Raw genomic sequence first — 25573 nt, 5'->3', positions numbered from 1 at the left:
TTTCGGCGCCAGCAGCCGCCGGGCTTCGCCGATGACACTGATGAACTGGGACCTGGCCTGCAAGTCGGGGGCGCCATCGCGCTTCTGCACGGCGTAGGACAGGATCAGTTGCGACTTGGCCATGCGCCGCAGCAGGGCGTTGGGAATATCGATCTCCAGAATGCTCGGCACACTGACCACCGGCTCGGCGGGCATCTTCTCATCGATCGGCACCCCCTCCGTCGTCGCGCCCTTGACCCTGACCGTGATGATGTCGCCGACGGCGATCCGGTTGTCCAGAATCATGACCTGAGCGATGCCGTCGGCATTGCCGAGCTTGTCGAGGTCCAGCACGTTGCTGATCGCTTGTTTGAGCAGCGGCGCCGCCGGCCGGGTCGTGTCGATCGCCACGGGCACCCGCTGCTCATGACTCCAGTCTTCGGAGCGGTTGAACACCTTGTCATGGACTTCGAACGCCACGGCTACCCCGTCCGAGTCGCCGGCTTCGCGAATGGTCGCCTCATCGACATGAATGATGATCGTTGCCTTGCCGTCCGCCTGATCCTGGGTCAGCGGCGGGCCGGGCACGAACACGCCGCCCCAGCTCACCAGAACCACGTCGCCCGCTGCCGCATTCAGATAAGGCCGCCCCGAGGCGGGGTCCGGACCGATGGTGATATCGACCCCGTCGGCGACGTTGTCCTTGTCGATGCCGTTTTCCACCGTGCCCTTGGGGAGAAACATGAAGAAGTTGGAGTGGCCCGGTCCCGGGTCAGTGTCTTGACCACCGGGAATCGTCAGCTTGACCAGCACGTCCATCACTTCCGAAGGCTCGGCCACCTGACCCAGGCGGGTGACCACGTAGGACACCTTGAACGGGCCATCCAGAAGACGCCCCGGCGGCACGAACAGCGTCAGCGTTTTATCGACCTCATCCTTGTCGATGGTCTTGTTCACCACCTGTTGGCCGGGGCCCCAGTTCACCACCAAGCGGTCACCGACGTTCATGGTGGACCAGGGGCCGGCGCGGCACAGTAACCCCAGCAGCGGAAAGTTACCCAGCGCGGCGGCCCAGTTGATGCCCCAGACAATGGGGTTGGTCGATATCGGTTGGGGGCTGCGACCGGGGATGTCGAGTTCCTTGAGCAGCAGCGGGGTGTTGCCGGTGGGCGCCGGGGTGTTCATGACGGAAACTCCGATCAAGGATGACGGAGTGATTGAGCGTCAAAAGGGCGAAATTGGCACCTGTCAGATCTGACAGGGGGCGGCGGTTTTACGACAAGTGGTCGGGGTCCCCTTTCCCTCCGGAGAGGATCAGGGGCTTTTGATGTCCAGCGCCACCGACATGAACTGATTGATCCGCGAGCGCAGCCACTTCTCGGCGGGATCGTTGTCATGCACCCCGCTCCACGCCATCGACAACTGCGCAGCATCGATCGGGAACGGCGGATCCTCGGCGCGCAGCTTGCCGCCCTCCACCAGCGCGCAGGCCGCGTAATCCGGCACGGTGGCGATCATTTCAGTGCCCGCCAGCAACGCGCGCAGACCGCTGAATTGCGGCACGCCGAGAACCACCCGGCGCGTCCGTCCGACCTTGGCCAGGTCCAGATCGATGTTGCCGCTCAGATCGCCGGAGAACGACACCATCGCATGGGGCCGGGCGCAGTATTCGTCAAGGCTCAGCGGCCCCGGACGGTCGTCGCCGCGCAGGACTTTGCAGGGAATGTCGCGCAGCTTCTTGCGTTTGGCGTTGGCTGGCAGATCCGTGGTGTAGCTCACGCCCACGGAGATTTCCCCGGAGGCCAGCAGTGCCGGCATCAGCAGGTAGTTGGCACGACGCACCACGACCACAATCCCCGGCGCCTCTTCCTGCAACTGACGCAGCAACGGCGGAAACAGGCCGAATTCGGCATCGTCCGACAGGCCGATACGGAACAGGTCACAACTGGTGGCCGGGTCGAATTCCTTGGCCCGGCTGACCGCGCCAGAGATCACGTCCATGGCCGGTTGCAGTTCTTCGAGAATGGACAGTGCCCGTGCCGTCGGCTCCATGCCGCGCCCGTTGCGCAGCAGCAGCGGATCATCGAACAGATCGCGCAGGCGCCCCAGGGCCGCACTGACCGCCGGTTGCCCCATGAACAGCTTTTCGGCAACGCGGGTCAGGTTCTTCTCGAACATCAACGCTTCGAAAATCACCAGCAGGTTCATGTCGACACGACGCAGATCGTTACGGTTCATGGGTATTTTTCCTTTTATGCCGGACGCAAGTGCTGCGCACTTTACTCGATCCCGCGCCTGCTCGACGGCGCAATTAACAACGTTTAACTCGTCAGCCTCCGGTCACCGCCCAACAATGAATTGCTCTGCGCAGCGTTGTTTTATTGACCCGAGGGAAAGCGCTGACCGTGCGTTCCCCCCGACACGGACTTTGGCCATGGCTCACTTACAACCAACCGTCGCCAGCGAACCGCTCAAGAGCAGCACTGGCGGTCTCAGCCCGCAGCGCGAACGCCTGGTGAAACAACTGATCCTCGACCGCCTCGGCGACAGCCTTGAAGTCACCGAACTGGCCCGTGCCTGCTGCCTGTCGCGCAGTCACTTCTCGCGGGCTTTCAAATGCAGCACCGGGCTGTCGCCACAGGACTGGATTCGCACCCAACGCATCGCCCGGGCCAAGCTGATGATCCAGCACACCGACCTGAGCCTGACGCAAATCAGCCTGGAATGCGGCTTCTGCGATCAGGCGCACTTCTGTCACATCTTCACCCGCAGTGAAGGGATCAATCCGTTTGCCTGGCGCTGTCGAGAGGTGCGCAATCCGAAAAGCAAAACGTCGCGATCCTCGACAACGCTGCAACGGGCCTTCCTCTAGGATTTATTGCTGACTCATGCGTTGCGCCAGGCGCGCCACGCGCTCGCCCAGGTGCGCGGCGGTGCGGCGATCTTCCAGCGGCGGGGCGTGCTCCGGCGGCTGCTCGACACAGGATTGCGACATCGCCCCGAGAGAGCTGCCGAGACGGTTCAACTGGCCGTCGAAGAGACCGGCGGCAGAACGCGCCGGGAGCAGATCCAGGCCCACCCAGATCATCGAATGCTGCGCGGCGAACACCGCCATCTGCAACAGGGTGTTGAGCTTGTCGCCGCACAGGCTGCCGGAGTTGGTGAACCCTGCGGCGATCTTGTCGCGCCAGGGCCTGGCGAGGTAGAACGCCGCCGACGCTTCCATGAATTGCTTGAACGCCGCCGACGCGCTGCCCATGTAGGTCGGCGCGCCGAAGATAATTGCGTCGGCGCGGTGCAACTCGTCCCAGTGCGCTTCGACATCCTCTACCGCAATCAGCCGGCAGGCGCTGCCCAAGTGGCGCTCCACCCCTTGAGCCACAGCCTCGGCCATGACCCGGGTATGCCCGTAGCCACTGTGATAGACCACCACTACCTTGCTCATTTGCAGCGTCCTCCGGGACGTATGCATTCCATTACCCGAAGTTTTGGACGTAGTGCTGCTGCAGGACGAGTTAATCGTTGTTAATTTTTCCCGGTCGTCGGGTGCCCCGACACAGGCTTCGACCTTTAAATACAGTGGTTGCGGCGCCCGACGCCGATGCCGGGGCAAAAATGCCCCGGCGCCTGCGCATTGCACTGACGCCAGATCCTGAGGAATATGCTCGGATATCGCGGATCAGACGGTTTGCGCCACTTCAAGCGCCGATCCGCCCTGCCCGTCACCGAATCGTCGCCGAACGGGAGCAGGATCATAAAAAAAGCATCGCAGGAGTGAGCTGTTGAGTCTTTCCCCGAATCAGGCCATCGGTTTCGGCCCCTATCGGATTCATCCCGGACAACGCCTGGTGCTCGAAGGCGACCAGCCGTTGCGCCTGGGCCGGCGTGCCATGGACATCCTGCTGATCCTGCTGGCCCACCCCGGAGAGGTGGTGAGCAAGCAGCAGTTGATCGCCGGGGTGTGGCCGGACAGCGTGGTGGAAGACATCAACCTGCGAGTCCACATGGCAGCGCTGCGCAAGGCCCTCGGCGATGGTCAGGCCGGGCAGCGTTACATCGTGACCGTGGCGCAGCGTGGCTACAGCTTCGTCGCGCCGATCGCCCTGCAATCTCTCGACAGCCCGCCTCCCGCCAAACCCGGTCGGCACAACCTGCCGCTGCGCCGCACGCGGATGATCGGCCGCCAGCCGCTGGTCGACAGTCTGATGACGCAATTGCCCCGCCAGCGCTGCATCACCCTGGTCGGCCCCGGCGGAATCGGCAAGACCACTGTCGCCCTGCGAGTGGCCGAACAACTGATCGGACGCTATCGCGACGGCATTCGCCTGCTCGACCTGGCGCCGCTCAACGATGCACGGCTGATCTGCTCGCACCTGGCCGGCCTGCTGGATTTGTCGCTGCATGACAGCGAGCCGCTGGCCTGCCTGATCAACAGTCTGCGCGACCGGCAGATGCTGCTGGTGATCGACAACTGCGAACACCTGATCGATGCCGTGGCCCTGCTCGGCGAGAGCATTTTGCGTGGCGCGCCGCAGGTACACATTCTGGCCACCAGTCGCGAGAGCCTGCGCGCCGAAGGCGAGTTCGTGCAGCGTCTGGAGTCCCTCGACTGCCCACCGCCGATTGCCGTACTCGACCGCGAACAGGCGATGGGGTTTTCCGCGTTGCAGTTGTTCGTCGAACGCGCGATGGCCGCCCACGAAAACTTTGAGTTGAGCGACGCCGAGCTGCCACTGGCGAGCGAAATCTGTCGACGGCTGGACGGCATTCCGCTGGCCCTGGAACTGGCGGCGGCGCAGGTCGCCAGCCTCGGGCTGGACGGTTTGCTCACACAACTGCAAGGCCGTTTGCCGGCGGGTAATCAGACCAGTCTGGGCCGGCATGAAACCCTGCGCGCCACGCTGGACTGGAGCTTCAACCTGCTCAACCCCTGCGAGCAGATCTGCCTGCGCCGGCTGGGCGTATTTCGGGGTGGTTTCACCCTGGAGTCCGCCGCTGCGGTGATCGTCGGCCAACAGGTCGAACCCGGTGAGGTGTTTGCTTCGATCACGCAACTGGTGGGCAAGTCGCTGCTCAGCGTCGAAGTGGGCGATGAAGAAGTGTTTTATCGCTTGCTCGACACCACTCGCCGTTATGCGCTGGAAATGCTTGAGCGGGCCGCCGAACTCGGCACAACCCGCGAGCGCCACGCCGAACGCTGCCTGACATTGATGCATCAGGCGCAAAACGATTGGGAAAACACCCCGACCGGGGTGTGGATCGAGCGCTACAGCCGTGGCCTGGAAGATTTGCGTGCCGCCCTGGACTGGGCCTTGCACAGCGAGGGCTCGCGGGATCTGGGTGTGCGGCTGGCCGCCACGTCTGCCCCGCTGTGGCAGGAATTGTCCTTGCTCAAGGAATACGGCGGTTACGTGCGTCAGGCGCTGGCGGAACTGGAGTCCTCGAGCGAACCCTGCCCGCGACTGGAAATCGCCCTGAAACTGGCCCTCGGCAGCGCCTGCTATCACACCTGGGGTGGTACTCCGGAAACCATTGCCGCGTTTGTCAGCGCGCGTCTGCTGGCGCAACAACACGATGACATGGCCGGCCAGTTACGCGCGGTGTCCGGGCATATGGCGGTCAACCTCAGTTGCGGTCACTACCAGATGGCGCTGGAGCAAAGTGAACAGTTCGATCGCCTGGGACTGGACGGCGATCCGCAACTGTTACTGAGCACCCACCGCCTGCGGGTGCTGGCCCTGCATTACGCCGGCGACCAGCTCCAGGCACGGATTCACGCCGAGCAGGTGATTCAGCGCATGGCCCACAGCGGTCACCTCAACCGTTTCACCCACGGTTTCGGCGTGCAATACGACCAGAGCGTTGCCTCACTGACCGTCCTCGCCCGGGTGCTGTGGCTGCAAGGCTTGCCCGAACAGGCCTGGCGCACCGCGCGGCAGGCACTGGATATCGCCGTGCAAATCGATCACGGCACCTCGATTTGCTACACCCTGGCCCTCGCCAGTTGCCTGATCGCCCATTACAACGGCGACCAACAGAACGCGCGCGCCTTGCTGCAACTGCTGCTGGAACAGGCGCAGAAACATTCGGTATTGCTGTTCCACACCTGGGGCCGGCACTACGCGCAGGTCATCAATGCCGGTGCCGAGACGTTGGCGCCGCCGAGTAACAGCGGGTTGATCAAGGAAATCATGGTCACCCTCGACAGCGCGTTCATTGATGACGACTTGCTTGCGCGGGCGAACAGTGGCGCGGCGGGCTGGAGTACAGCGGAGATTCTGCGGGTGCGGGCCGAGGGGTTGTTGGCCGAGGAGTCGAGGTGTCTGGACGAACCTCTTGGCGGGCTTGCCCGCGAAAGCGCAGGAGCAGCGGCCAGCAACTCGGAGCTTGCCGAAACCGTGCTGCAGCAAGCGCTGTCCATTGCCCGCCGCCAGGGCGCCCTGGCCTGGGAACTGCGCAGTGCCACGTCACTGGCTCAATTATGGCAACGCCAGTCGCGCCACCACGAAGCGCTGCAACTGCTGACGCCGATCTACCAGCGCTTCACCGAGGGCTATGCGACCCCGGACTTGCGCAAGGTCCGCGCGCTGCTTGACGAGTTACACCGCCAACTGCACGCCTGAAGCCCAGCGGGTACGGTCAATGTAGCGGGCGTGCCGACCCTCGAAGTCATTCAGCTCGCCACTGTGCGCCAGCTGTTCGCAGGCATAGCGGCGCGTGGTGTTGAGCATCCGGTAACGCAGCACCGCGCCGCCCCGCTCCACGCTCAGCAGTGACTTGTCCGCCAGTTGCTCGACCAGCGCCACCAGCGTCGAAGCAGGCAACCGGGCACAACTGATCACGCCAATCGCCGCATCCAGCGTGAACGCCATTCTGAATACCGACAGCCGTTGCAGCACTTGCCGCTCGGCGTCGCTCAAGCGTCCATAACTCCAGTCCAGTGCGGCTTTCATCGACTGATGACGGGATACTGCAGTGCGCCGCCCATGACTCAGCAGTTGCAGGCAATTATCCAGTTGCGCCTGCACACCGACGATTGCCAGCGCATCGATTTGCGCAGCCGCCAGTTCGATCGCCAGTGGTAGCCCATCCAGCCGCCGGCAGATATCGCGCACAGCCTTCAGATCCTGCTCGCGCAAACTGAAACCCTGTTGCCGCGCCCGGGCACGACTGACGAACAACTGCACCGCCGAGTGACTCATCACTTCCTCGACACTGTTCAGCGCAGTGGATTTGGGAATGGCCAGGGGCGGTAATTGCTGCACGGTTTCCAGCCCGACCTGCAACGCCTGGCGACTGGTGGCAAGGACCGACAGGCGTGGTGCCGCACCCAGCAGTTTTTCCAGCAGCCCCCGGCAGGCCTCGCGCAAATGCTCGCAATTGTCCAGCACCAGCAAGGCATGGCACGCGGTGAGTGTGGTGAAATCGGTATCGAGGGTGCGCAGCACATGTTCGAGCAACGGCGTGGAGCTATCGATCTGCGAGAAGTCCACCAGCCAGACGCCATCGGCAAAATGTTGCAGCAGCAACTCGGCCGCACGCAGGGCTACGGTGGTCTTGCCGACCCCGGCCGGTCCGATGATCGTCATCAGTCGCGACAACGGCAATTGCCGCACCAGACCGCCAATCAGCGAGTCGCGGCCGGTGACCGGCGTCAAACGTGCCGGCAGATTGTGCTGAGGCGCCTGCAGAGTTTCGAAGGCCACCTGCGGGACACTGTCGCCTTGCACCGGGGCGACAAAACTGTAGCCGCACTGTGGCACATTGATGATGTAGCGCTGACCGTTTTCGCCATCGCCCAAAGCTCGACGCAGCGCGGCGATGTGTACGCGCAGGTTGATCTCTTCCACCACGGAAGTCGGCCACACCAAAGCGATCAATCGCTCCTTGCTGACCACCCGGCCGGCACGCTCGACCAACACTTGCAGAATGTCCAGCGCACGCCCCCCCATGCGCAGTTGCCGATCCCCTTCGAGGATCAGCCGTTGGCGCAGGTGAAATGCATACGGGCCAAAACGCAGGACCGATGCCGAACTCAAATCGTTGAGGCTGTTCATGACCGCTATCTTCGCAGCCCTCGGTGACGGAACAAGTCTCACGCAGGGCGCAACACGGACATCCGGGTGCGCCAGACGGACAGAACCGCTCTAGCTGAACTGTTCGCGGTACTGCGTCGGTGTCAGTCCGAGCTTTTCGCCGAACAGAAAACGCATGTGGCGCACACTGCCGAAACCACTCTTGTACGCCACGGTTTTCAATGGCAGGTCACTGGTTTCCAACAAGTTTCGCGCGCAATCGATACGCGCGTTCTGCAGGAACTCCATGGGTGTCATGTTCACCTCGCGGGCGAACACCCGGGCAAAATGCCGCGCGCTCATGTTCGCCAGACCGGCCATGCGCTCGACGCTGAACGTTTCGTCGAGATGCTCCAGAACATGGTTCTGCACGCGGGTGATCGGGGTTTCCTGAGGCGCCACCGCTGCCATCAACGGGCTGAACTGCGCCTGCCCGCCCTGACGCTTCATCACCACCAGCAGCACTTTGGCCACATCCTGGGCGAGTTTCTTGCCATGGTCATGGGCGACCACCGCCAGCGCCATATCAATGCCGGCGGTAACACCGCCCGAAGTGATGAGATTGCGATCCTCAACGTAGATCTGATCGGTCTCGACGATGGTCTGGGGAAAACTCTTGATCAAACGCTCGGTGTAGTTCCAGTGGGTGGTCGCGCGAAAGCCGTTCAACAGGCCGGCATGACCGAGCACGAAAGCCCCGGTGCAGATCGACCCGTAGCGCTGACTGCGCTTGACCGCACCCGGTAACCAGGCGAGCAGCGGCGGATGTTTTTCGTTATAGGCCCCCGGACCACCCGGCACCAGCAACAGATCAAAACTGTCGTCGACCTCATCGATATGCCGGTCGGCATGCATCAGAACACCGTTGGATGCGCGCAACGGCCCGCGCTCGGTGCCGAGGGTGACCAATTGATAGTGGTCTTGTGCTTTCAAGTAGCGGTTCGCCACCGAAAACACTTCCAGCGGCCCGGCCATGTCCAGCAGGAGAAACTCGGGAAACAGCACCATCGCTACAGTTTTCATGGAATGACATCACTGAAATCAATGAACAGTTATAAGTCGCCGCATTATGGCGAGTAAAACGCTCAGGTAAAACCGCGCAAAACTGTCAACTGCAAGGAGACAGTATTTCAATTTTCATCTACTTATTGCACAGATCGGTTAACAGTAACCTTCTCCTCACTCGGACGAATTCACGTCCTGAAAGGAGATTTCATCATGCTGACCCTTCGCAAAGCCTCCGATCGTGGCCTCGCCAATCATGGCTGGTTGAAGTCGTTCCACACCTTTTCCTTCGCGAGCTACCGTAACCCTCGCGAGCAGGGTTTTTCCGACCTGCTGGTGATCAATGATGACCGCGTCGCCGCTGGCAAAGGCTTCGGCCAACACCCGCACCGCGACATGGAAATCTTCTCCTACGTGCTCGAAGGTGCGCTGGAACACAAGGATACACTCGGCACCGGCTCGGTCATTCGTCCCGGCGATGTGCAACTGATGAGCGCCGGCAGCGGTGTGGCCCACAGCGAGTTCAACCACTCGGCGAGCAAGCCTGTGCACTTCCTGCAAATCTGGATCGTGCCGGATGTCGGGGGCGCCAAACCGCGCTACCAGCAAGAGCACTTCAGCTCGCAAACCAAACGGGGTCGCCTCAAGCTCATCATTTCTCCGGAAGGCACCGATGGCTCGCTGAAAGTACGCCAGGATGCCCGTGTGTATGCCGGCCTGTTCGACGGAGCGGAAAGCGCAACCCTGAAATTGGCTGCCAACCGCTATGCCTACGTGCATGTGGCTCGCGGCAGTGTTGAACTCAACGGCGTGCAATTGCAGGAAGGTGACGGCGTGCGGGTTCGCGAAGAACAGGCACTCACCCTGAGCAACGGCACCGATGCCGAAGTACTGGTGTTTGATCTGCGGCCTCAGGAGTTGCCGGAAATGCCATGAGGCATGACTTCATCACCCACAAAAAACGGCCTTCATTGAAGGCCGTTTTTCATTCTGTCGTGGCTGACGCCGGCATCACCAATGGCGACGTATTCGCATCCTTGACTGCCTGGATCACCGACAACGTGGTCTGCATCGCGACCATGACGTTGGCCTGGTTGGCATACATGGCGCCCACCAGTATCGCCACGGCAGCAAACAACTGCACGACAGCACCCGCGTAGTGACTGCGTTTGAAACTTACAATTTGCCTCGTATAGTCTTCCGCACGCTCTTCAGCCTTGACGACCCGTTCGAACATCAGTTCGAGACGCTTGTCGCGCTCCCGTTGAGCGATGTCGTAGGCCTTACGCGCCTTCTCGCGTTCCTGTCGAGCAATAACCTCGTTTTTTTCGCGCTCCCGTCGTTCTTTTTCATGCGCTTTTTGCCATTCCTCCCGAGCCTTCTGCTGAGAATGCTGCCATTCCTGCCGAGCGGCTTCCTGCGATCTCTGGAATTCCTGGCGAGCAGCCTCCTGTAATCTCTGGGATTCCTGCCGGGCAGCCTCTTGTGATCTCTGGGACTCCTGCCGGGCGGCCTCCTGTGACTTCTGGGACTCCTGCCGGGCAGCCTCCTGAGTTTTCTCCCATTCCAGCCGGGCACGCTCCTGAGCACGTTTCTGCCGTAACATCAGCCGTTCCTGCACTTTCAGCCAATACTGCTGGTGTTCCTGTTGGGCTTTGCCCCGCTCTGCTTGAGCCGCAACGAACGCATCAAGGCTCGCGCGCAGGGCATCGACTCGAGCGTCCGTTTTCACCTCGATCGCTTCGATCCTGGCGTTGAATACATCACTTGTCTTGTCGTTCATGGAGTCGATACCGTCAGATTCACGGGCCATGTCACATTCTTGAAATTGGCTGAATTCCCTTGCAAGCAATTCCACACCTCTGCTGCTTATCAATACGTCCCTGATTGATCCCCTCCCAGGCGAGCCATCCGCCCCGCAAGAGGTTTCAGAAACGATAAGGCCGAGTCCACATGACTCACAAGCCAGCGGATTCCGGTGCAGTTGTAGGTAAAATCGCCAAGTAATGTAGTTGGCTAAAACCACTCAAACGGCGCGCCCGCACTACTCATTTTCGGCTGCAAACGCTTCGACAATCTGCGTGATGACCGCCTTGACCCTCGCCGTATGGCGCAAGTCGGCGTGGGTCACCAGCCAGACCTCGTAGGGCAACGACCGTGTTCGCTCCGGCCAGAGTCGAACCAGCCCGTCACGATTCCCCATGTAAACCGGGAATTCTCCTACACCAAGGCCAGCAGCGATCGAGCGGCGGCCCAGCAGACTGGAACCCAGACTCGCGACAATGCGCCCGCGACTCACGGGTTCGTTGACCAGCGTCATCTCCTGGCTGCGCTCCAGATACGGCTGATAGACAACCAGATCATGCCCCTCGAACGCCGTACCGGGTGTCGGTACGCCGTGGGCATCGATATACGCCTGCGATGCAAACAGCCCCACCGGCCAGCGGGCGATGCGTCGGGCGATCAGGTCGGGGTTGTCCGGGCGTGCATTGCGCACGGCGATGTCGGCTTCGCGCTTGGCCAGACTGAGCATCTGCGTGGTGGCGTCCAATTGCACGCGCACATCCGGGTGCCGCTCGTGCAATCGCGCCATCGCCGGGATCAGGAAGTCGATCGCCAGCGAATCGGTGGTACTGACGCGGACAGTTCCGGTCAGACGATCGTCCAGACCCTGGATCTGTCGCTCCAGTTCCAGCGCCGAATGTTCCATTTTTTCCGCAGATTTGAATGCCGCTTCACCCACTGCCGTCAGCGCATAGCCCTCAGAGGTACGCAGGAACAGCGTGGCGCTCAAGGACCTTTCCAGCGCGTTGATGCGCCGCCCCACCGTGGCCTGATCCACACCCAACACCCGCGCGGCGCCACGCAACGTCGACTCGCGACAGACAGCGAGAAACACCCGCGCATCATCCCAATTCATCGTTTATTCCACCGCTGCAATTTCGCATCATCAAGCAGCGAAATCGCTGCATAAACGCAGCAACGATAGCCGATATGCTGGGCGCCATAAACATTGAAAGGATCGTTGGCGGGAATCATTGCCTCCCGGCCGCGCTCCCATTTACAGACCTTTTGCCTGCCAGGAAACCAAAATGACGCTGCCCAATGAAATGACCCGTATCGAAATCACCCAGCCCGGTGGCCCGGACGTTCTGCAACCGCGCCGAGTGCCGCTGCCAACCGCCGCTGAAGGCGAAGTGCTGATTCGCGTTCACGCCGCCGGCATCAATCGTCCGGATGCCTTGCAGCGCGCCGGCCAGTATCCGATGAGGCCCGGCATGAACCCGATACCGGGGCTGGAAGTGGCCGGTGAAGTGGTGGCAGTCGGCGTGGGTGTCAGCACCTTCGCGGTGGGTGACCGGGTCTGTGCGCTGACCAACGGTGGCGGTTACGCCGAATACTGCACCGTTCCGGCCGGTCAGGCCCTGCCGATCCCAGAGGGGCTGGACTGGGTGCAGGCCGCCGCGATACCGGAAACCTTCTTCACGGTCTGGGCCAACCTGTTCGGCCTCGGCGGTGCCCGTGCGGGCCAGCGCGTATTGATCCATGGCGGCACCAGCGGCATCGGCACCACCGCGTTGATGCTCTGCCGCGAGTTCGGCATCGAAGCCTTCGCCACCGCCGGCAGTGCCGAAAAATGTGCGGCAATCGAGAACCTGGGCGGTCGGGCGATCAATTACCGTGAAGAAGATTTCGCCACAGTCATTGCTGAAAAAACCGCCGGCCAAGGTGTCGATGTGATCCTCGACATCATGGGCGGCTCTTATCTGAACGGGAACGTCAGTGCCCTGGCGATGGACGGTCGATTGGTGATGCTGGGCTTTCTGGGCGGTGCCCGGGCCAACGACATCAACCTGCTGGCCATTCTCGCCAAGCGCGCGGTGGTTACCGGTTCGCTGTTGCGCCCCCGCACCACTGCGGAGAAAGCCACCATCGCCGCGCAACTGCACGAACATGTATGGCCGGTGCTGGCGAGCGGGCGTTGCCTGCCGATGATCGACAAGGTTTATCCGCTCACCGATGCGAACCTGGCCCATGCCCATATGGAGACTGGCGACCACATCGGCAAGATCGTGCTGGAGATCGGTTGAGCCGTTGCAGCATTTTGTAATCGTTGCGGGCTCACGGTGGTCGAAAATGTCCCGCGTGGGCCAACGCTTCTGGTAAAAAGCGTTCTTTGTCCGCGCACCGGTGAAACGTTTAATGTTCCTCGCCTTCATGACCCGACTTCGACGCCGCCGTCTGGCGTTTGCCTGCATGGCCGCGCTGATCATCGGCCTGCCGGCGAGTTGCGCGGTACTCGAACACACGGAGCGCAAACTGCTGTTTCGCATCGAACCGGGGACGGCAGGCTGGTATCACGGCTTGCCCGACAGCGTTCAGGAACTCGAGCTGCGGCCCAAGAGCTTCAAGGCCGGACAGAACATTCATGCCTGGTGGTGGCCGGCGGAGCGTGCGAACGCCCCGGCCATTCTTTACCTGCACGGCGTGCGCTGGAACCTCACCGGGCAACTGTTTCGTATCGAACAACTGCGCGCGGCGGGTTACTCGGTACTGGCTATCGATTATCGCGGCTTCGGCCAGAGCCACGGCGATCTGCCTTCGGAAAGCACCGTCTACGAAGATGCGCGGGTGGCGTGGGAGCGTTTCCGGTTGCTGCAACCTGACCCGAGCAAACGCCTGATCTACGGGCACTCCCTGGGCGGTGCGGTTGCCATCGACCTGGCCGCCGAACTGGGCCAGAACGCCGCCAGAAACCATACGCCGCTGCCGGTGCGGGGCCTGGTCATCGAATCCACCTTTACCTCTCTGGCGGATGTCGCCGCCGCCGTCGCGAACACCTCGCTGCCGGTACGCTGGTTGCTGTCGCAAAAATTCGACTCCATCGACAAGATCGCCGACATCCATATGCCCCTGCTGGTGGTGCATGGTCTGGCCGACGCCTTCGTCCCGCCACGCTTCAGCGAGCAGTTGTTTGCCGCTGCCCGCCAACCCAAACGCCTGTTGCTGGTGCCCGGTGCGACCCACAACAACAGCATGGCGCTGGGTGGGCAAAACTACCGCAAGGCCATCGATGCGTTGATGCAGAACAAACCTGCGACGCACGTAGCCGGCTCTGCGGCGGTTCACAGCGCGCGGGAATCATGAGGCCATCCACCTGACGACACACCGTCGGTCATTCCACAGAAAAAATTTGCAGTATCGGCTGGCAATTCAGCGCTCTAACGCTTTGCTGGATGGAGTCCATCCATGATGCAGCTTCGGCACACCCGGCCGTGCTGCGTTTCACTGCCTGTTCGGGAGTACCACCATGAAAATCAACCCGTACCTGATCTTCAACGGCGACTGCCGTGCCGCCTTCACCTTTTACGAGCAAGCGCTGCACGGCAAGCTCGAAGCGATGATGACCTTCGGCGAAACACCCGCCGCCGAGCACGTGCCGAAAGAACACCACAACCTGATCATCCACACCTGCCTGAAAGTCGGCGACCAGATGTTGATGGCCTCCGACACCACGCCCGACCGGCCAACCCAAGGCATGAGCGGCTGCTCGATTTCTCTCAACGTCGACACCATTGCGCAAGCCGAGCAGGTGTTCAACGCACTGGCCAAGGATGGTCGGGTCGACATGCCCCTGGAAGCGACTTTCTGGGCCGCACGCTTCGGCATGCTGGTGGATCGTTTTGGCGTGTCGTGGATGGTCAATTGCGAAAGTGACAAGTGATACTGCGTTCGCGGCGCCCATGAAAAAGCCCGACCTGTTCAGGTCGGGCTTCTTTATTTATCGCTGCGCCAGCTCATGCCGCACGCACTGCTCGTAGTAAGTCTGCTTGACATCCGCAGGCTTGAGCCGCGAGGTGCTGTTGTAGGTCTGCTCGGTGATCCCCATCGCCGTCATGCGCATCCATGGCTGCTGGAACTTGCGCACCTGCAAGCGCTTGCGGGCGCCATACAGGGACATCCCCGACAGCTTCGATTGCTGCGCGCCGGCGGCGATATCCGAACCCCAGGTACAAGCAAAACGATGGCTCTTGCTCAGTTCCCTGGCCTGGACGTCCAGCGCGAGGAGAGCCAGGGAAAGCGTTGCAACGGTGATGACGATCGTCCGCATAGGCAAACCTAACCTTTTGAAAAAGGGCGAGTTTGCCGGTGGAAGCAGAATCCGGGGGCCAGCACTTTGCCGCCTGTCGATGGTCTTTTTGCCCTCGGCCTCAACGCTTGACCTTGCGCTTGTTGCGGTACTGGTCGATGACCACCGCCACCACGATGATCAGGCCTTTGATGATGTCCTGAATGTAGGCATCGACCCCGACGAACGTGAACCCGCTGGCCATCACCCCGAGGATCAACGCACCGATGACCGTGCCGGTGATGCGCCCTACCCCGCCCGCCAGGCTGGTGCCGCCGATGACCGCCGCCGCAATCGCATCCAGTTCATAGGACATGCCCATCCCGGCCTGGCCGGTCGCGGCACGCGCCGAAGCGACCACGCCGGCCAGTCCCGCCAGCAAGCCGGCGATGCTGTAGACGATGACCAGATGACGCTTGACGTTGATCCCGGACGTGCGCGCCGCCTGCATGTTGCCGCCGATGGCGTAGGTGTATTTACCGTACTTGGTGTAGCGCAGCGCGATATGGAAGATCACCGCCACCACCAGGAAAATGATCACCGGCATCGCGCCGTGACCGATCGCCGTGTAGGAGTCCGAGAGCATGCTCACCGGCTGGCCTTCGGTGTAGTAACGCGCCAGGCCACGGGCCGAAACCATCATGCCGAGGGTGGCAATGAACGGCGGAATTCCGGTGATGGCAATGATGCTGCCGTTGATGGCGCCCGCCAGCAGCCCGACACCGAGCCCCGCAATCACCGGAATCCACACCGGCAGGTCCGTCAGCGAGGGGAATACCGCCCGGGCGAAATCAGAGGTCTGCGCCAGGCTCGCGGCAATCATCGCCGACAAGGCCAGCACCGAGCCCGACGACAAATCGATGCCCGTGGTGATGATGACCTGGGTCACGCCAATCGCCAGCAGACCAATGATCGACACTTGCAGGATCATCAGGACCAGACGCTGGGAGTTCAGCAGAAAACTCTGGTCACGCACGATCCAGCCGAACATTTCGAAGACCAGGCCGATGCCGATCAGCACCAGGAAAATGCTCAGTTCGGTCGGCAAGCGCCGACGACTTCTGACCGGGGCCGTTCCAGGCTTGTTTTCCAGTATCGCGTTCATAACCACTCACCCTTCTTGTGCGGTGCCGGACGCGGCAAAAACCGCCGCCAGCCTCAAAGTTCGTTGAAAACCTAGTGGATCGCCGTCATGCCGGAGGCCAGTTGCATGACCCGCTCCTGAGTCGCTTCGCTGCGGTCGAGGGTGCCCATCAGGTCGCCCTCGTGCATGACCATCACCCGGTCGCTCATGCCGAGCACTTCCGGCAGTTCCGAGGAAATCATGATCACCGCCATGCCTTCGCCGGCGAGGCAGGCGATGAGCCGGTAGATCTCGGCCTTGGCGCCGACATCGATGCCTCGGGTCGGCTCGTCGAGAATCAGGATGCGCGGGTTGGTCATCAGCCAGCGCGCCAGCAAGGCTTTCTGCTGGTTGCCGCCGGACAAGGTGTCGATGCACTGTTCCAGGGAAGGAGTTTTCACCCGCAGTTTCTTGCACATGTCTTCACACAGCACCCGCAAGGCCTTTTGCTGAATGAAACCGTGGCCGGCGTAGTGCGGCAGCACCGCCATCTCCATGTTTTCCAGCACCGACAAACACGGGAACAGGCCACTTAACTTGCGATCTTCGGTCAGCAACGCAAAGCCCTTCTCGATCGCCATGTGCGGATCGCTGATGTGCACCACCTGACCATCGAGGCGCACTTCGCCGCCATCGCTTGGGGTAATGCCGAAAATCGCTTCGGCGACATTGGTGCGTCCGGAGCCCATCAGCCCGGCAATGCCCAGGATTTCCCCGGCGTGCAGATCGAAAGACACCCCTTTGAAAACGCCATCGAGCCGGAGGTCGCGTACCGACAGCAGCAGGTCGCCGATCGGCTGTTCGCGCAGCGGATACAACTGGCTCAGTTCGCGACCGACCATCATCGAAATCAGGCTGTCGCTGTCCATGTTTTCGGCCCGTTGCAGGCCGATGTAGGCGCCATCGCGAAACACCGCCACTTCATCGGCGATGGCGAACACTTCGTTCATTTTGTGGGTGATGTAGATGATGCCTTTGCCCTGGCTTTTCAGGTCGGCAATGATCGAAAACAGGTGGGCGACTTCCTTGTCGGTGATGGCCGACGTCGGTTCGTCCATGATCAGGATGTCGGAATCGTAGGACACCGCTTTGGCGATCTCGACCATCTGTCGCTCGGCGATGCTCAGGTTGCCGACCTGCTCTTCCGGGTCGAGGTTGATGCGCAGGCGTTGCAGCAGTTTTTCGGTGCAGCGGTGCATTTCCCGGTGGTCGATCATGTGCAAACCGTTGAGCTGCTCACGGCCGATCCAGATATTTTCGGCGATGCTCATGTGCGGCATCAGGTTGAGTTCCTGGTGAATCATCGCGATCCCGGCCTGAAGCGCTGCCAACGGCGTCTCGATCACGATCGGCTTGCCCCGCAGACGTATTTCGCCAGCGTCCGGCTGGTAGATGCCGGCGATGATTTTCATCAGGGTGGACTTGCCGGCGCCGTTTTCGCCCATCAGCGCCAGCACGGAGCCGGGACGCACCCGCAACTGCACATCGGACAACGCCACCACACCGGGGAACCCCTTGCTGACGTTGATGATCTCCAGCAGATACGGCTCATCGGCAGGTGTTGCAGCTGGCTGGACACCCGCCAGAGGGGTGCTCGAAGCAGTCGCTGAAGCGAACATGATCAGGTACTCCATCAGCAAGGTCGCCGGGGCCACCTTGCGTGCTTATTGTTGTTATTGAACGGACGGACTATTTGAACTGGTCGACGTTTTGCGGCGTGATCAGGCGAAACGGCACCCAGACGGCTGGCTCGACCGGTTCGTTTCTGGCCATTTTCACGGCGGTGTCGATGGAGCCGTCAGCCTGGCCCTTGGCGTCCTGGAACACCGAAGCCGCCAGCGAGCCGCGCTTCACTGCACTCAAGCCGTCCGGCGTGCCGTCGACCCCGGCAATCAGCACGCTGCCCTTTTCGACGCCAGCCTGTTGCAGGGCCATTGCGGCGCCGATGGCCATTTCGTCGTTGTTGGAGACGACCGCGTCGAACTTGCGGCCCTGGGTCAGCCAGTCGTTGACCAGGGTCATGCCTTTATCCCGCAGCCAGGTGCCGCTCTGCTCCTGCTCGATCTTGATGTTCGGGTATTTGGCCAGCACCTCTTTGACGCCTTTGGTGCGGTTGGTGGTGGAGTTGTTCGCCAGGTCGCCGAGCAAAATCACGATGTCGCCCTTGCCGCCCATCTTGTCGGCCAGGTACTGCATCTGCATTTCACCGGCCTCCAGATCGTTGGACGCCACCGTCACCACGCCTTTGGGCAGGTTCAGATCATCGGGACGACGGTTGACGTAGACCAGCGGAATGCCGGCCTTGACGGCCGCTTCAGTGATTTTCTTGGTGGCGGCGGTATCCACCGGGTTGACCACGATGGCATCGACTTTCTGGCTGATGAAACTTTCGACCTGGCTCAGTTGCTTGACCACGTCGCTGCGCGCGTCTTCGAACTGCAACTGGACACCGTCGGGATAGGACTTGGCTTTCTTGTCCATGGATTCACGCAGGTAGGTCAGCCAGGTGTCATCGAACTGGGACATGCTCACGCCGATCTTCATGTCAGCGAGTGCAGCGCCGCTGGCAAACATCAGTGACAAGGCCAGTGAGGCAAAACGGATCTTGGTCTTCATGAAAAGTCTTTCTCCACATTCTTGTTGGTTTTATGGATGAGGCATGACGATTTTCAGTAAGCGGACAAGCAGGGAAACGTTGAAACAGGATGTAGGGCAGGTCTGTCTGAAAACGACTTTATTGGAAAATATTTTCCATATCAACTCATTTTAGAATTTTATTATGGTTTTATTCCGTGACTGGCGAACGGGCTCAATTCCACCACCTGACGCCGCTTGAAACTCAGCAGCGCAGCGTCTAGCACACGGGTGGTGGCCAATGCGTCACGGGCCTCCACAGGCAATGGTCCACCGCTCTGCAATGCGGTTTGCAGCTGTAAATAGAACTGGTTCCAGCAACCGCGCTCCGAAGGCACCTTCTCACGCTCCTCGCCCTGCTCGAACCAGCCCCAGCGCCGATGCTCCTCCACGCCCCAGCGTTCGCCACAGGTTTTCGGCGAGAGCCCGGCGAGCGCTGACGCCTCTTGCCCGTCCAGACCATCAACGCTGTAACAGCCTCGCGTGCCGGTCACCCGAAAGCGCGAGCCTGGGGTGTTTTGCAGGCAACTGCCGCCCAGGTGTGAAATCACCCCGCTGGCGTGGGTCAGGGACATGAAGAAGCCGTTATCGAGGGCCTGGCCCTGTTCCAGGTAATCCAGTTCGGCGTAGACCTGCGTCACCGGACCGAACAGCAGCAACGCCTGATCCACCAGATGACTGCCCAGATCGCGCAGGAAACCACCACCGCTGGCGTTGTTCACCGACTGCGGCGAGTAGCGCTCGATCCGCGATTCAAAACGGCTGACATGACCCAGCACACCCGCCTCGATGAGCTTGCGCACCGTCAGGAAGTCCGAGTCCCAGCGTCGGTTCTGATAGACACTCAGCCGCACTCCCTGACGCTCGGCCATGGTGATCAGGGTTTGCGCCTGTTGCGCATCGGCGGCGAACGGCTTGTCGCTGACCACCGCCACACCATGCTCAATGCCGTCGAGCACCAGTGCCGGACGCCCCTTGAGCGGGGTCGACACCACCAGTACATCAATTCCGGCCTCCACCAACTGGCCGATGCTGTCGAAGGCCGGCACCCCCGGATGTTCCGCCGCGAGCAACTGCCGACGCTGCGCGGAACGGGTGACCACCCCAACGAAGGTCGCCGCCGGCAAACTGCTGATCAGCGGAGCATGGAAAAACCGGCCACCATGGCCGTAACCGACAAGTCCGATACGCATACCTGACTCCTCTATTCAGACACTGATGGCCTCAGCCGTAGAAACGCGGCCGATCAGGGAGTGCAACCCTGACGATGGCCCCGCTGCCTTGCGCCTCGATGCATGCATCGGCAGCGACAGCGGCGGCAAAGCCGTCCCACGCCGAAGGGCCGCCAACCTGGCCGGCGCGCACGCCATCGATGAACGCCTGCAACTCAACGTCATACGCCGCGATGAAGCGATCCTTCCAGTCCATCAGAATCGCGTTGGACAGCTTCGCCCCGCTGCGCAATTGCACCTGCGATGGCTCCGGCAGCTTGGCGATACCGGTCTCCCCCACCACTTCGCACTGGATGTCGTAGCCGTACTGGCAATTGACGAAGACTTCGACATCGATGCGCGTGCCCTTGGCGGTTTCCAGCAGAACGATCTGCGGGTCTTTCAGATGTGCAAGGGCCTTGCTGCTCTTGCGCGGGAACACCACTTGCACCGAAACATAATCGTCGTCGAGCAACCAGCGCAGCACGTCGAGTTCGTGGATCAGCGTGTCGGTGATCGCCATGTCAGTCTTGTAGTTTTCGCCCACGGTCGGGTTGCGGTGAGCGCAATGCAGCATCAACGGTTCGCCGATCTGGCCGCTGTCGATCACCGCTTTCAACGCGCGATAACCGTCATCGTACGGACGCATGAAACCGACCTGCACCAGACGCTTGCCGTGGGCCACTTCGGCCTCGACGATCTTGCGGCAGCCTTCGGCGGTGACCGCCAGCGGCTTCTCGCAGAACACCGGTTTGCCGGCGGCAATCGCCGCCAGCACGAACGCTTCGTGGCTCGGCCCCCAGGAGGTGACGAGGATCGCCTCGACTTCCGGCGCCTTGATCAGCGCATGGCCGTCGGGATAAACCTCGGCGGTCAGTTTCAGATCGGCGACGACCCTGGCCGCCTGCTGCAAATTGATGTCGGTGACCGCCACCACCTGGCTGTTGAGCAAGGTCTGGCTGCAACGCCGGATGTGGTCCTGGCCGATGGCGCCGGTGCCGATGACGCCTAACTTCAATGACATAAAGATTCTCCTGTGAATTTTTTTGTTGGTTTTAGGGCAATCAGTACTGACGGGCCTTCGCCAGTCGTTCATTAAGGGTCTGGGCCACCGCGTCGGTGCGGGCGCTGGTGGAGACTTGCGCCACGCCGACCCGCCACCACGACAGGTAGCCGTGGATCATGGTCTTGGGCAGGACCTTGATGTCGATCAGGGTCGACACCGATTGCAGACGCGCATCCGCCAACGCGGCGCGCAGCTCTTCAACGGTGTTCACTTTGTAGGTCTTGCAGCCATAGGCCGCCGCGCTCATGGCGAAATCCACCGGCACGAAAGCACCGTCGAGCTTGCCGGATTGCGGGTCGCGGAAACGGAATTCGGTGCCGAAGCTGTCCATGCCGTTACCCATCTGCAAGTTGTTGATGCAGCCGAACGTCATGTTGTCGAACAACACCACGTTGATCTTGCGCCGCTCCTGAATCGAGGTCGCCAGCTCCGAGTGCAGCATCATGTAGGAGCCGTCGCCCACCAGCGCGTAGACCTCACGCTCAGGCTCGGCGAGCTTCACCCCCAGCGCGGCGTTGACCTCATAACCCATGCACGAATAGCCGTACTCGACGTGATAGGTGTTCACGCCCTTGCTGCGCCAACTGCGTTGCAAATCGCCGGGCAGGCTGCCGGCGGCGGCAACGATCACCGCGTCATCGGCAAGCGTTTCATTGAGCACGCCGAGGACGCGGCTCTGGGTCAGGCAGGAGCCGGTCAGCTCGATGAATTCGCGCAGCACCGCCGGGTCCAGGTGGTCGTTGATTTCCGGGACGAAATCCTGGGTCTGGTACTCGATCTGAAAAACCCGGTCCACCTCTTCATCCAGTCGCGCCCGGGCTTCGCGGGGCTGATCGCCCCAGCCGGAACGGTAGTCGCCCAGTGCTTCGGTCAGCGCCAGCAAACCGCTTCGGGCGTCCGCCAGCAATTGCACGCCGTCGAGCTTCAGCGCATCGCACGGGCTGATGTTGAGGTTGAGAAATTGCACCTCAGGATGCTGGAACAACGATTTCGACGCGGTGGTGAAATCGCTGTAACGGGTGCCGATGCCGATGACCAGATCCGCGTCCCTGGCCAGCAGATTCGCCGCCAGGCAACCGGTCTCGCCGATCCCGCCAACATTCAGCGGATGGCTGGACAGCACGGCACTCTTGCCGGCCTGGGTTTCGGCGAAGGGAATGTCGAAGCGCTCGGCGAATGCCTGCAAGGCGGCGTTGGCGCCCGAGTACTTGACCCCGCCGCCGCAAATGATCAGCGGTTTGCGTTTGCCTTTGAACAGCGCCAGCGCGTCGCCCAGCATCGCTTCGGTGGCCGGCCGGCGCTCGATGCGATGGACGCGCTTTTGCAGAAAGTAATCGGGATAGTCATACGCTTCCGCCTGCACGTCCTGAGGCAAGGCCAGAGTGACCGCGCCGGTTTCGGCAGGATCGGTGAGTACGCGCATGGCGTGGATCGCCGCCGTCATCAGTTGCTCGGGACGGTTGATCCGGTCCCAGTATTTGCTCACCGCCTTGAACGCATCGTTGGTGCTGATGCTCAAGTCGTGGAACTGCTCGATCTGCTGCAACACCGGGTCCGGTTGCCGACAGGCGTAGACGTCACCGGGCAACAGCAGCAACGGAATGCGGTTGGCCGTCGCGGTGGCGGCAGCGGTCAGCATGTTCGCCGCGCCAGGCCCGACGGATGACGTGCAGGCGTAGATCTTGCGCCGCAGATGCTGCTTGGCGAAACCGATCGCCGCGTGGGCCATGCCCTGCTCGTTGCGGCCCTGATGGACGATCAGGTCACCGCTGTCCTGCTCCAGCGCCTGCCCCAGGCCCAGCACGTTGCCGTGGCCGAAAATGGTAAAGACCCCGGCGACGAATTTGCTCTGGACGCCATCGACTTCGATGTACTGGTTGTCGAGGAATTTCACCAGTGCCTGGGCCATGGTCAGTCTTGTTGTGGTCATAACCGCACCTTTCAAATGCATATCCGTTCTCTACGGGAAAGTCAGCTCAGGGACTTCTGCAGGTGATCCATGCTGGCGCCGAGCGCCGTCCGGATATCCACCAGACCATGGACGCTGTCGGCGAATGGTTCGAACGACAGATAGCCGTCATAGCCTTCGCCGAGCAACCGCTCGATCTGCGCTGCGTTACCGAGCATGTCGCTCTCACCCACCAGCACCCGATGACCATCGCGAATGGTCGCCAGCGGCGCGTCGGTCTGCTCGACACCGGAGATATGAACCAGCCCGGTCAGCTCGGGAAAAAATTCCTGTTCACCGGCCAGGTGATGATGAAAGGTGTCATGCACCAGGCGGAACACATCCAGCCCGCCGACACTTTTGATCGCCTCCACCGCCGTACGTTTGCGCCGCAGCGAACATTCTTCGAAACCCAGCGGTTCGATGAAGCCGAGGATGGCGTGCTCACGCAGGATTGGCGCCAGTTGCGTCAGCGCGGTGCGCAAACCGGCCGCGCGCTCGGCTTCACTGCGCAAGTCGCCGCGCTCGTTGAGTGGGCACATGACCACCCCCCGAGCGCCACAATCACGGGCGTAAGCGGCGAGTTTCAAGGCCTGTGCACGGCGCTCGTCATTCCACACATCAAACGGATACAGCGCGTTGATCGACAGCACGCTGATGCCCGTGGCCGCGCACAATTCACGCACGCGTTCCGGCGCAGTACCGTCTTCGATCTCGACGCCCTGGAGGTCATTGCGGATCTCGATGGCATCAGCCTTGAGGGTGTGCGCCAGCTCGACGAACGCCGGCAGGGACAAACGGGGTGCGACCATACGATTCAAGGCGAAACGCAGGGGCTTGCTCATTCTTGTTGTTCTCCGCGCAGGTCAATTATTTAGCCGTCGGCATGCTGAACTCGGGACCTTTGGCAATGCTGTCGGGCCAGCGCTGCATGACACTTTTGTAGCGGCTGTAGAACCGGATGCCTTCTTCGCCGTAGGCATGGTGGTCGCCGAACAACGAGCGCTTCCAGCCACCGAACGAGTGCCAGGCCATGGGCACCGGAATCGGCACGTTGATGCCGACCATGCCGACCTTGATGGTGCGGGCGAACGCGCGGGCAATCCCGCCATCGCTGGTAAAGCACGACACGCCGTTACCGAACTCATGGGCGTTGATCAGCGCCACCGCGCTGGCGAAGTCCGGCACGCGCACGATGCCCAGCACCGGGCCGAAAATCTCCTGCTGGTAAATGCTCATCTCGGTGGTGACGTGATCGAACAGTGTCGCCCCGACGAAGAAGCCGCTCTCGGCCCCCGGCACCTTGAAGTGGCGGCCGTCGACAATCAGCCGCGCGCCCTGGGTCACGCCCTGGTCGATGAACCCTTCAACCCTGGCCTTGTGTTCGGCGGTGACCAGCGGCCCCATGTCGGTGTCACCCTTGAGGCCATTGCCGACCTTCAACTGGTCGATGCGCGGCAGCAGGCGGGCGATCAAGCGGTCGCCGACATCACCGACCGCCACCGCAATCGAGATCGCCATGCAACGTTCGCCCGCCGAGCCGTAGGCGGCGCCGATCAACGCATCCGCCGCTTGATCCAGGTCGGCGTCGGGCATCACGATCATGTGATTCTTCGCACCGCCCAGCGCCTGCACCCGCTTGCCGCGTGCGGTCGCCTGCTGATGGATGTACTCGGCAATCGGTGTCGAGCCGACAAACGAAATCGCCTCGACATCCGCGTGTTGCAACAGCGCGTCGACCGCCGTTTTGTCGCCCTGAACCACGTTGAACACACCGTCCGGCAACCCGGCTTCGCTCAGCAGACGCGCCATCAGCAAACTGGCGGACGGATCGCGCTCGGACGGTTTGAGGATGAAACAGTTACCGGTGACCAGCGCCAGCGGGATCATCCACAGCGGCACCATCACCGGGAAGTTGAACGGCGTGATCCCGGCGCAAACGCCGAGTGGCTGACGCAGGTTCCAGTTGTCGATGCCACCGCCAATGTTGTCGCTGAATTCGGTTTTCAACAGGTTCGGCGCACCGCAGGCGTACTCGACGATTTCGATGCCACGGGTGACCTCACCCTTGGCGTCCGCGAAGACTTTGCCGTGTTCGCGACTGATGATTTCCGCCAGTTCATCGTGATGCTGATCGAGCAATTCCTTGAACTTGAACATCACCCGCGAACGCCGCAGGGACGATTGCTCGGACCAGGCCGGAAAGGCTTTCAGCGCCGAAGCGACGGCTTGCTCCACGGTCTCCTGGCTGGCCAGCCCGACGCGGGCCTGAACGCTGCCGGTGGCCGGATTGAAGACGTCGCTGAAGCGCTCGCTGCCGCTGTCTTGCACCTGACCGTGGATGTAATGGCCTACGACCTGGACGTCGCTCATCGTTATTGTTCTCCGTGCAGAGGTTGACA

General features: G+C 61.5%; 21 protein-coding genes and 1 pseudogene. 6 read left to right on the top strand and 16 right to left on the bottom strand.

The window, feature by feature from the left end; all coding sequences use genetic code 11:
• Both KVQ74_RS26875 and KVQ74_RS26870 read right to left on the bottom strand, forming a co-directional pair.
• A pseudogene (locus KVQ74_RS26875) lies at nt 1-1164 on the bottom strand (hypothetical protein); the annotation flags it as partial.
• A 129-nt stretch (nt 1165-1293) separates the two neighbouring features.
• The gene (locus tag KVQ74_RS26870) at nt 1294-2217 is read right to left on the bottom strand and encodes a LysR family transcriptional regulator (RefSeq protein WP_217834404.1); all 924 of its coding nucleotides are present in this window, start codon (nt 2215-2217) and stop codon (nt 1294-1296) included.
• Between the two features lie 196 nt (nt 2218-2413).
• Between KVQ74_RS26870 and KVQ74_RS26865 the strand changes: the two genes are divergently transcribed.
• Complete coding sequence (locus KVQ74_RS26865) at nt 2414-2851, top strand: helix-turn-helix domain-containing protein (RefSeq protein WP_217834403.1); 438 nt, start codon at nt 2414-2416, stop codon at nt 2849-2851.
• 3 nt (nt 2852-2854) lie between these two features.
• Here the strand turns inward: KVQ74_RS26865 and KVQ74_RS26860 are convergent, their stop codons facing one another.
• Entirely contained in the window at nt 2855-3424 is a 570-nt protein-coding gene (locus tag KVQ74_RS26860; protein WP_217834402.1) for a flavodoxin family protein, read from the bottom strand.
• A gap of 337 nt (nt 3425-3761) precedes the next feature.
• Between KVQ74_RS26860 and KVQ74_RS26855 the strand changes: the two genes are divergently transcribed.
• Complete coding sequence (locus KVQ74_RS26855; protein ID WP_217834401.1) at nt 3762-6602, top strand: ATP-binding protein; 2841 nt, start codon at nt 3762-3764, stop codon at nt 6600-6602.
• Here the strand turns inward: KVQ74_RS26855 and KVQ74_RS26850 are convergent.
• Nucleotides 6579-8036 carry an ATP-binding protein gene (locus KVQ74_RS26850; protein ID WP_217834400.1) on the bottom strand — a complete coding sequence of 486 codons (1458 nt, stop codon included), beginning with the start codon at nt 8034-8036 and terminating at the stop codon, nt 6579-6581. The two genes, KVQ74_RS26855 and KVQ74_RS26850, sit on opposite strands and share 24 nt — an antisense overlap.
• Before the next feature lie 90 nt (nt 8037-8126).
• Nucleotides 8127-9077: a GlxA family transcriptional regulator gene (locus tag KVQ74_RS26845; RefSeq protein ID WP_217834399.1), complete on the bottom strand. Its 951-nt coding sequence runs from the start codon at nt 9075-9077 to the stop codon at nt 8127-8129.
• 195 nt (nt 9078-9272) lie between these two features.
• On the opposite strand from KVQ74_RS26845, the gene KVQ74_RS26840 reads away from it, so the two are divergent.
• Nucleotides 9273-9995, top strand: a complete 723-nt coding sequence (locus KVQ74_RS26840) for a pirin family protein (RefSeq protein WP_217834398.1) — start codon at nt 9273-9275, stop codon at nt 9993-9995.
• Between the two features lie 49 nt (nt 9996-10044).
• On the opposite strand, the gene KVQ74_RS26835 is transcribed toward KVQ74_RS26840, so the two are convergent.
• Together KVQ74_RS26835 and KVQ74_RS26830 are read right to left on the bottom strand one after the other, a co-directional pair.
• Nucleotides 10045-10872 carry a hypothetical protein gene (locus KVQ74_RS26835; RefSeq protein ID WP_217834397.1) on the bottom strand — a complete coding sequence of 276 codons (828 nt, stop codon included), beginning with the start codon at nt 10870-10872 and terminating at the stop codon, nt 10045-10047.
• Nucleotides 10873-11103: 231 nt separating this feature from the next.
• Nucleotides 11104-11979 (bottom strand): LysR family transcriptional regulator, encoded by an 876-nt coding sequence (locus KVQ74_RS26830; protein WP_217834396.1) that lies wholly within the window; start codon nt 11977-11979, stop codon nt 11104-11106.
• A gap of 172 nt (nt 11980-12151) precedes the next feature.
• Here KVQ74_RS26830 and KVQ74_RS26825 point away from each other — a divergent pair, with 172 nt between their 5' ends.
• The 3 genes from KVQ74_RS26825 (at nt 12152) to KVQ74_RS26815 (ending at nt 14784) form a co-directional block, all read left to right on the top strand.
• Complete coding sequence (locus KVQ74_RS26825) at nt 12152-13150, top strand: NAD(P)H-quinone oxidoreductase (protein ID WP_217834395.1); 999 nt, start codon at nt 12152-12154, stop codon at nt 13148-13150.
• A gap of 112 nt (nt 13151-13262) precedes the next feature.
• Nucleotides 13263-14207 carry an alpha/beta hydrolase gene (locus KVQ74_RS26820; RefSeq protein ID WP_217834394.1) on the top strand — a complete coding sequence of 315 codons (945 nt, stop codon included), beginning with the start codon at nt 13263-13265 and terminating at the stop codon, nt 14205-14207.
• A gap of 163 nt (nt 14208-14370) precedes the next feature.
• On the top strand, nt 14371-14784 hold the full coding sequence (locus KVQ74_RS26815; RefSeq protein ID WP_217834393.1) for a VOC family protein: 414 nt from the start codon (nt 14371-14373) through the stop codon (nt 14782-14784).
• 57 nt (nt 14785-14841) lie between these two features.
• On the opposite strand, the gene KVQ74_RS26810 is transcribed toward KVQ74_RS26815, so the two are convergent.
• The 9 genes from KVQ74_RS26810 to KVQ74_RS26770 form a co-directional block, all read right to left on the bottom strand.
• Nucleotides 14842-15171 (bottom strand): hypothetical protein, encoded by a 330-nt coding sequence (locus tag KVQ74_RS26810; protein ID WP_217834392.1) that lies wholly within the window; start codon nt 15169-15171, stop codon nt 14842-14844.
• Between the two features lie 100 nt (nt 15172-15271).
• Nucleotides 15272-16294, bottom strand: coding sequence for an ABC transporter permease (locus KVQ74_RS26805; RefSeq protein WP_217834391.1), 1023 nt, complete (start codon nt 16292-16294; stop codon nt 15272-15274).
• Nucleotides 16295-16365: 71 nt separating this feature from the next.
• Complete coding sequence (locus KVQ74_RS26800) at nt 16366-17931, bottom strand: sugar ABC transporter ATP-binding protein (RefSeq protein WP_217834390.1); 1566 nt, start codon at nt 17929-17931, stop codon at nt 16366-16368.
• Nucleotides 17932-18001: 70 nt separating this feature from the next.
• On the bottom strand, nt 18002-18928 hold the full coding sequence (locus KVQ74_RS26795) for a sugar ABC transporter substrate-binding protein (RefSeq protein WP_217834389.1): 927 nt from the start codon (nt 18926-18928) through the stop codon (nt 18002-18004).
• 161 nt (nt 18929-19089) lie between these two features.
• Nucleotides 19090-20139, bottom strand: coding sequence for a Gfo/Idh/MocA family protein (locus KVQ74_RS26790; RefSeq protein ID WP_217834388.1), 1050 nt, complete (start codon nt 20137-20139; stop codon nt 19090-19092).
• Between the two features lie 31 nt (nt 20140-20170).
• On the bottom strand, nt 20171-21181 hold the full coding sequence (locus KVQ74_RS26785; protein WP_217834387.1) for a Gfo/Idh/MocA family protein: 1011 nt from the start codon (nt 21179-21181) through the stop codon (nt 20171-20173).
• Between the two features lie 40 nt (nt 21182-21221).
• Complete coding sequence (gene iolD / locus KVQ74_RS26780) at nt 21222-23153, bottom strand: 3D-(3,5/4)-trihydroxycyclohexane-1,2-dione acylhydrolase (decyclizing) (RefSeq protein ID WP_217834386.1); 1932 nt, start codon at nt 23151-23153, stop codon at nt 21222-21224.
• Between the two features lie 41 nt (nt 23154-23194).
• The gene (locus KVQ74_RS26775) at nt 23195-24016 is read right to left on the bottom strand and encodes a TIM barrel protein (RefSeq protein WP_217834385.1); all 822 of its coding nucleotides are present in this window, start codon (nt 24014-24016) and stop codon (nt 23195-23197) included.
• A gap of 25 nt (nt 24017-24041) precedes the next feature.
• Nucleotides 24042-25544 carry a CoA-acylating methylmalonate-semialdehyde dehydrogenase gene (locus KVQ74_RS26770; RefSeq protein ID WP_217834384.1) on the bottom strand — a complete coding sequence of 501 codons (1503 nt, stop codon included), beginning with the start codon at nt 25542-25544 and terminating at the stop codon, nt 24042-24044.
• Nucleotides 25545-25573: the final 29 nt, after the last annotated feature.

Origin of the sequence: Pseudomonas botevensis (assembly GCF_019145475.1) — a bacterium.
Taxonomy (GTDB): Bacteria; Pseudomonadota; Gammaproteobacteria; order Pseudomonadales; family Pseudomonadaceae; genus Aquipseudomonas; species Aquipseudomonas botevensis.
Note: the sequence above shows the minus strand (reverse complement) of the source record. Positions and strands in the feature narration are given on the sequence as shown.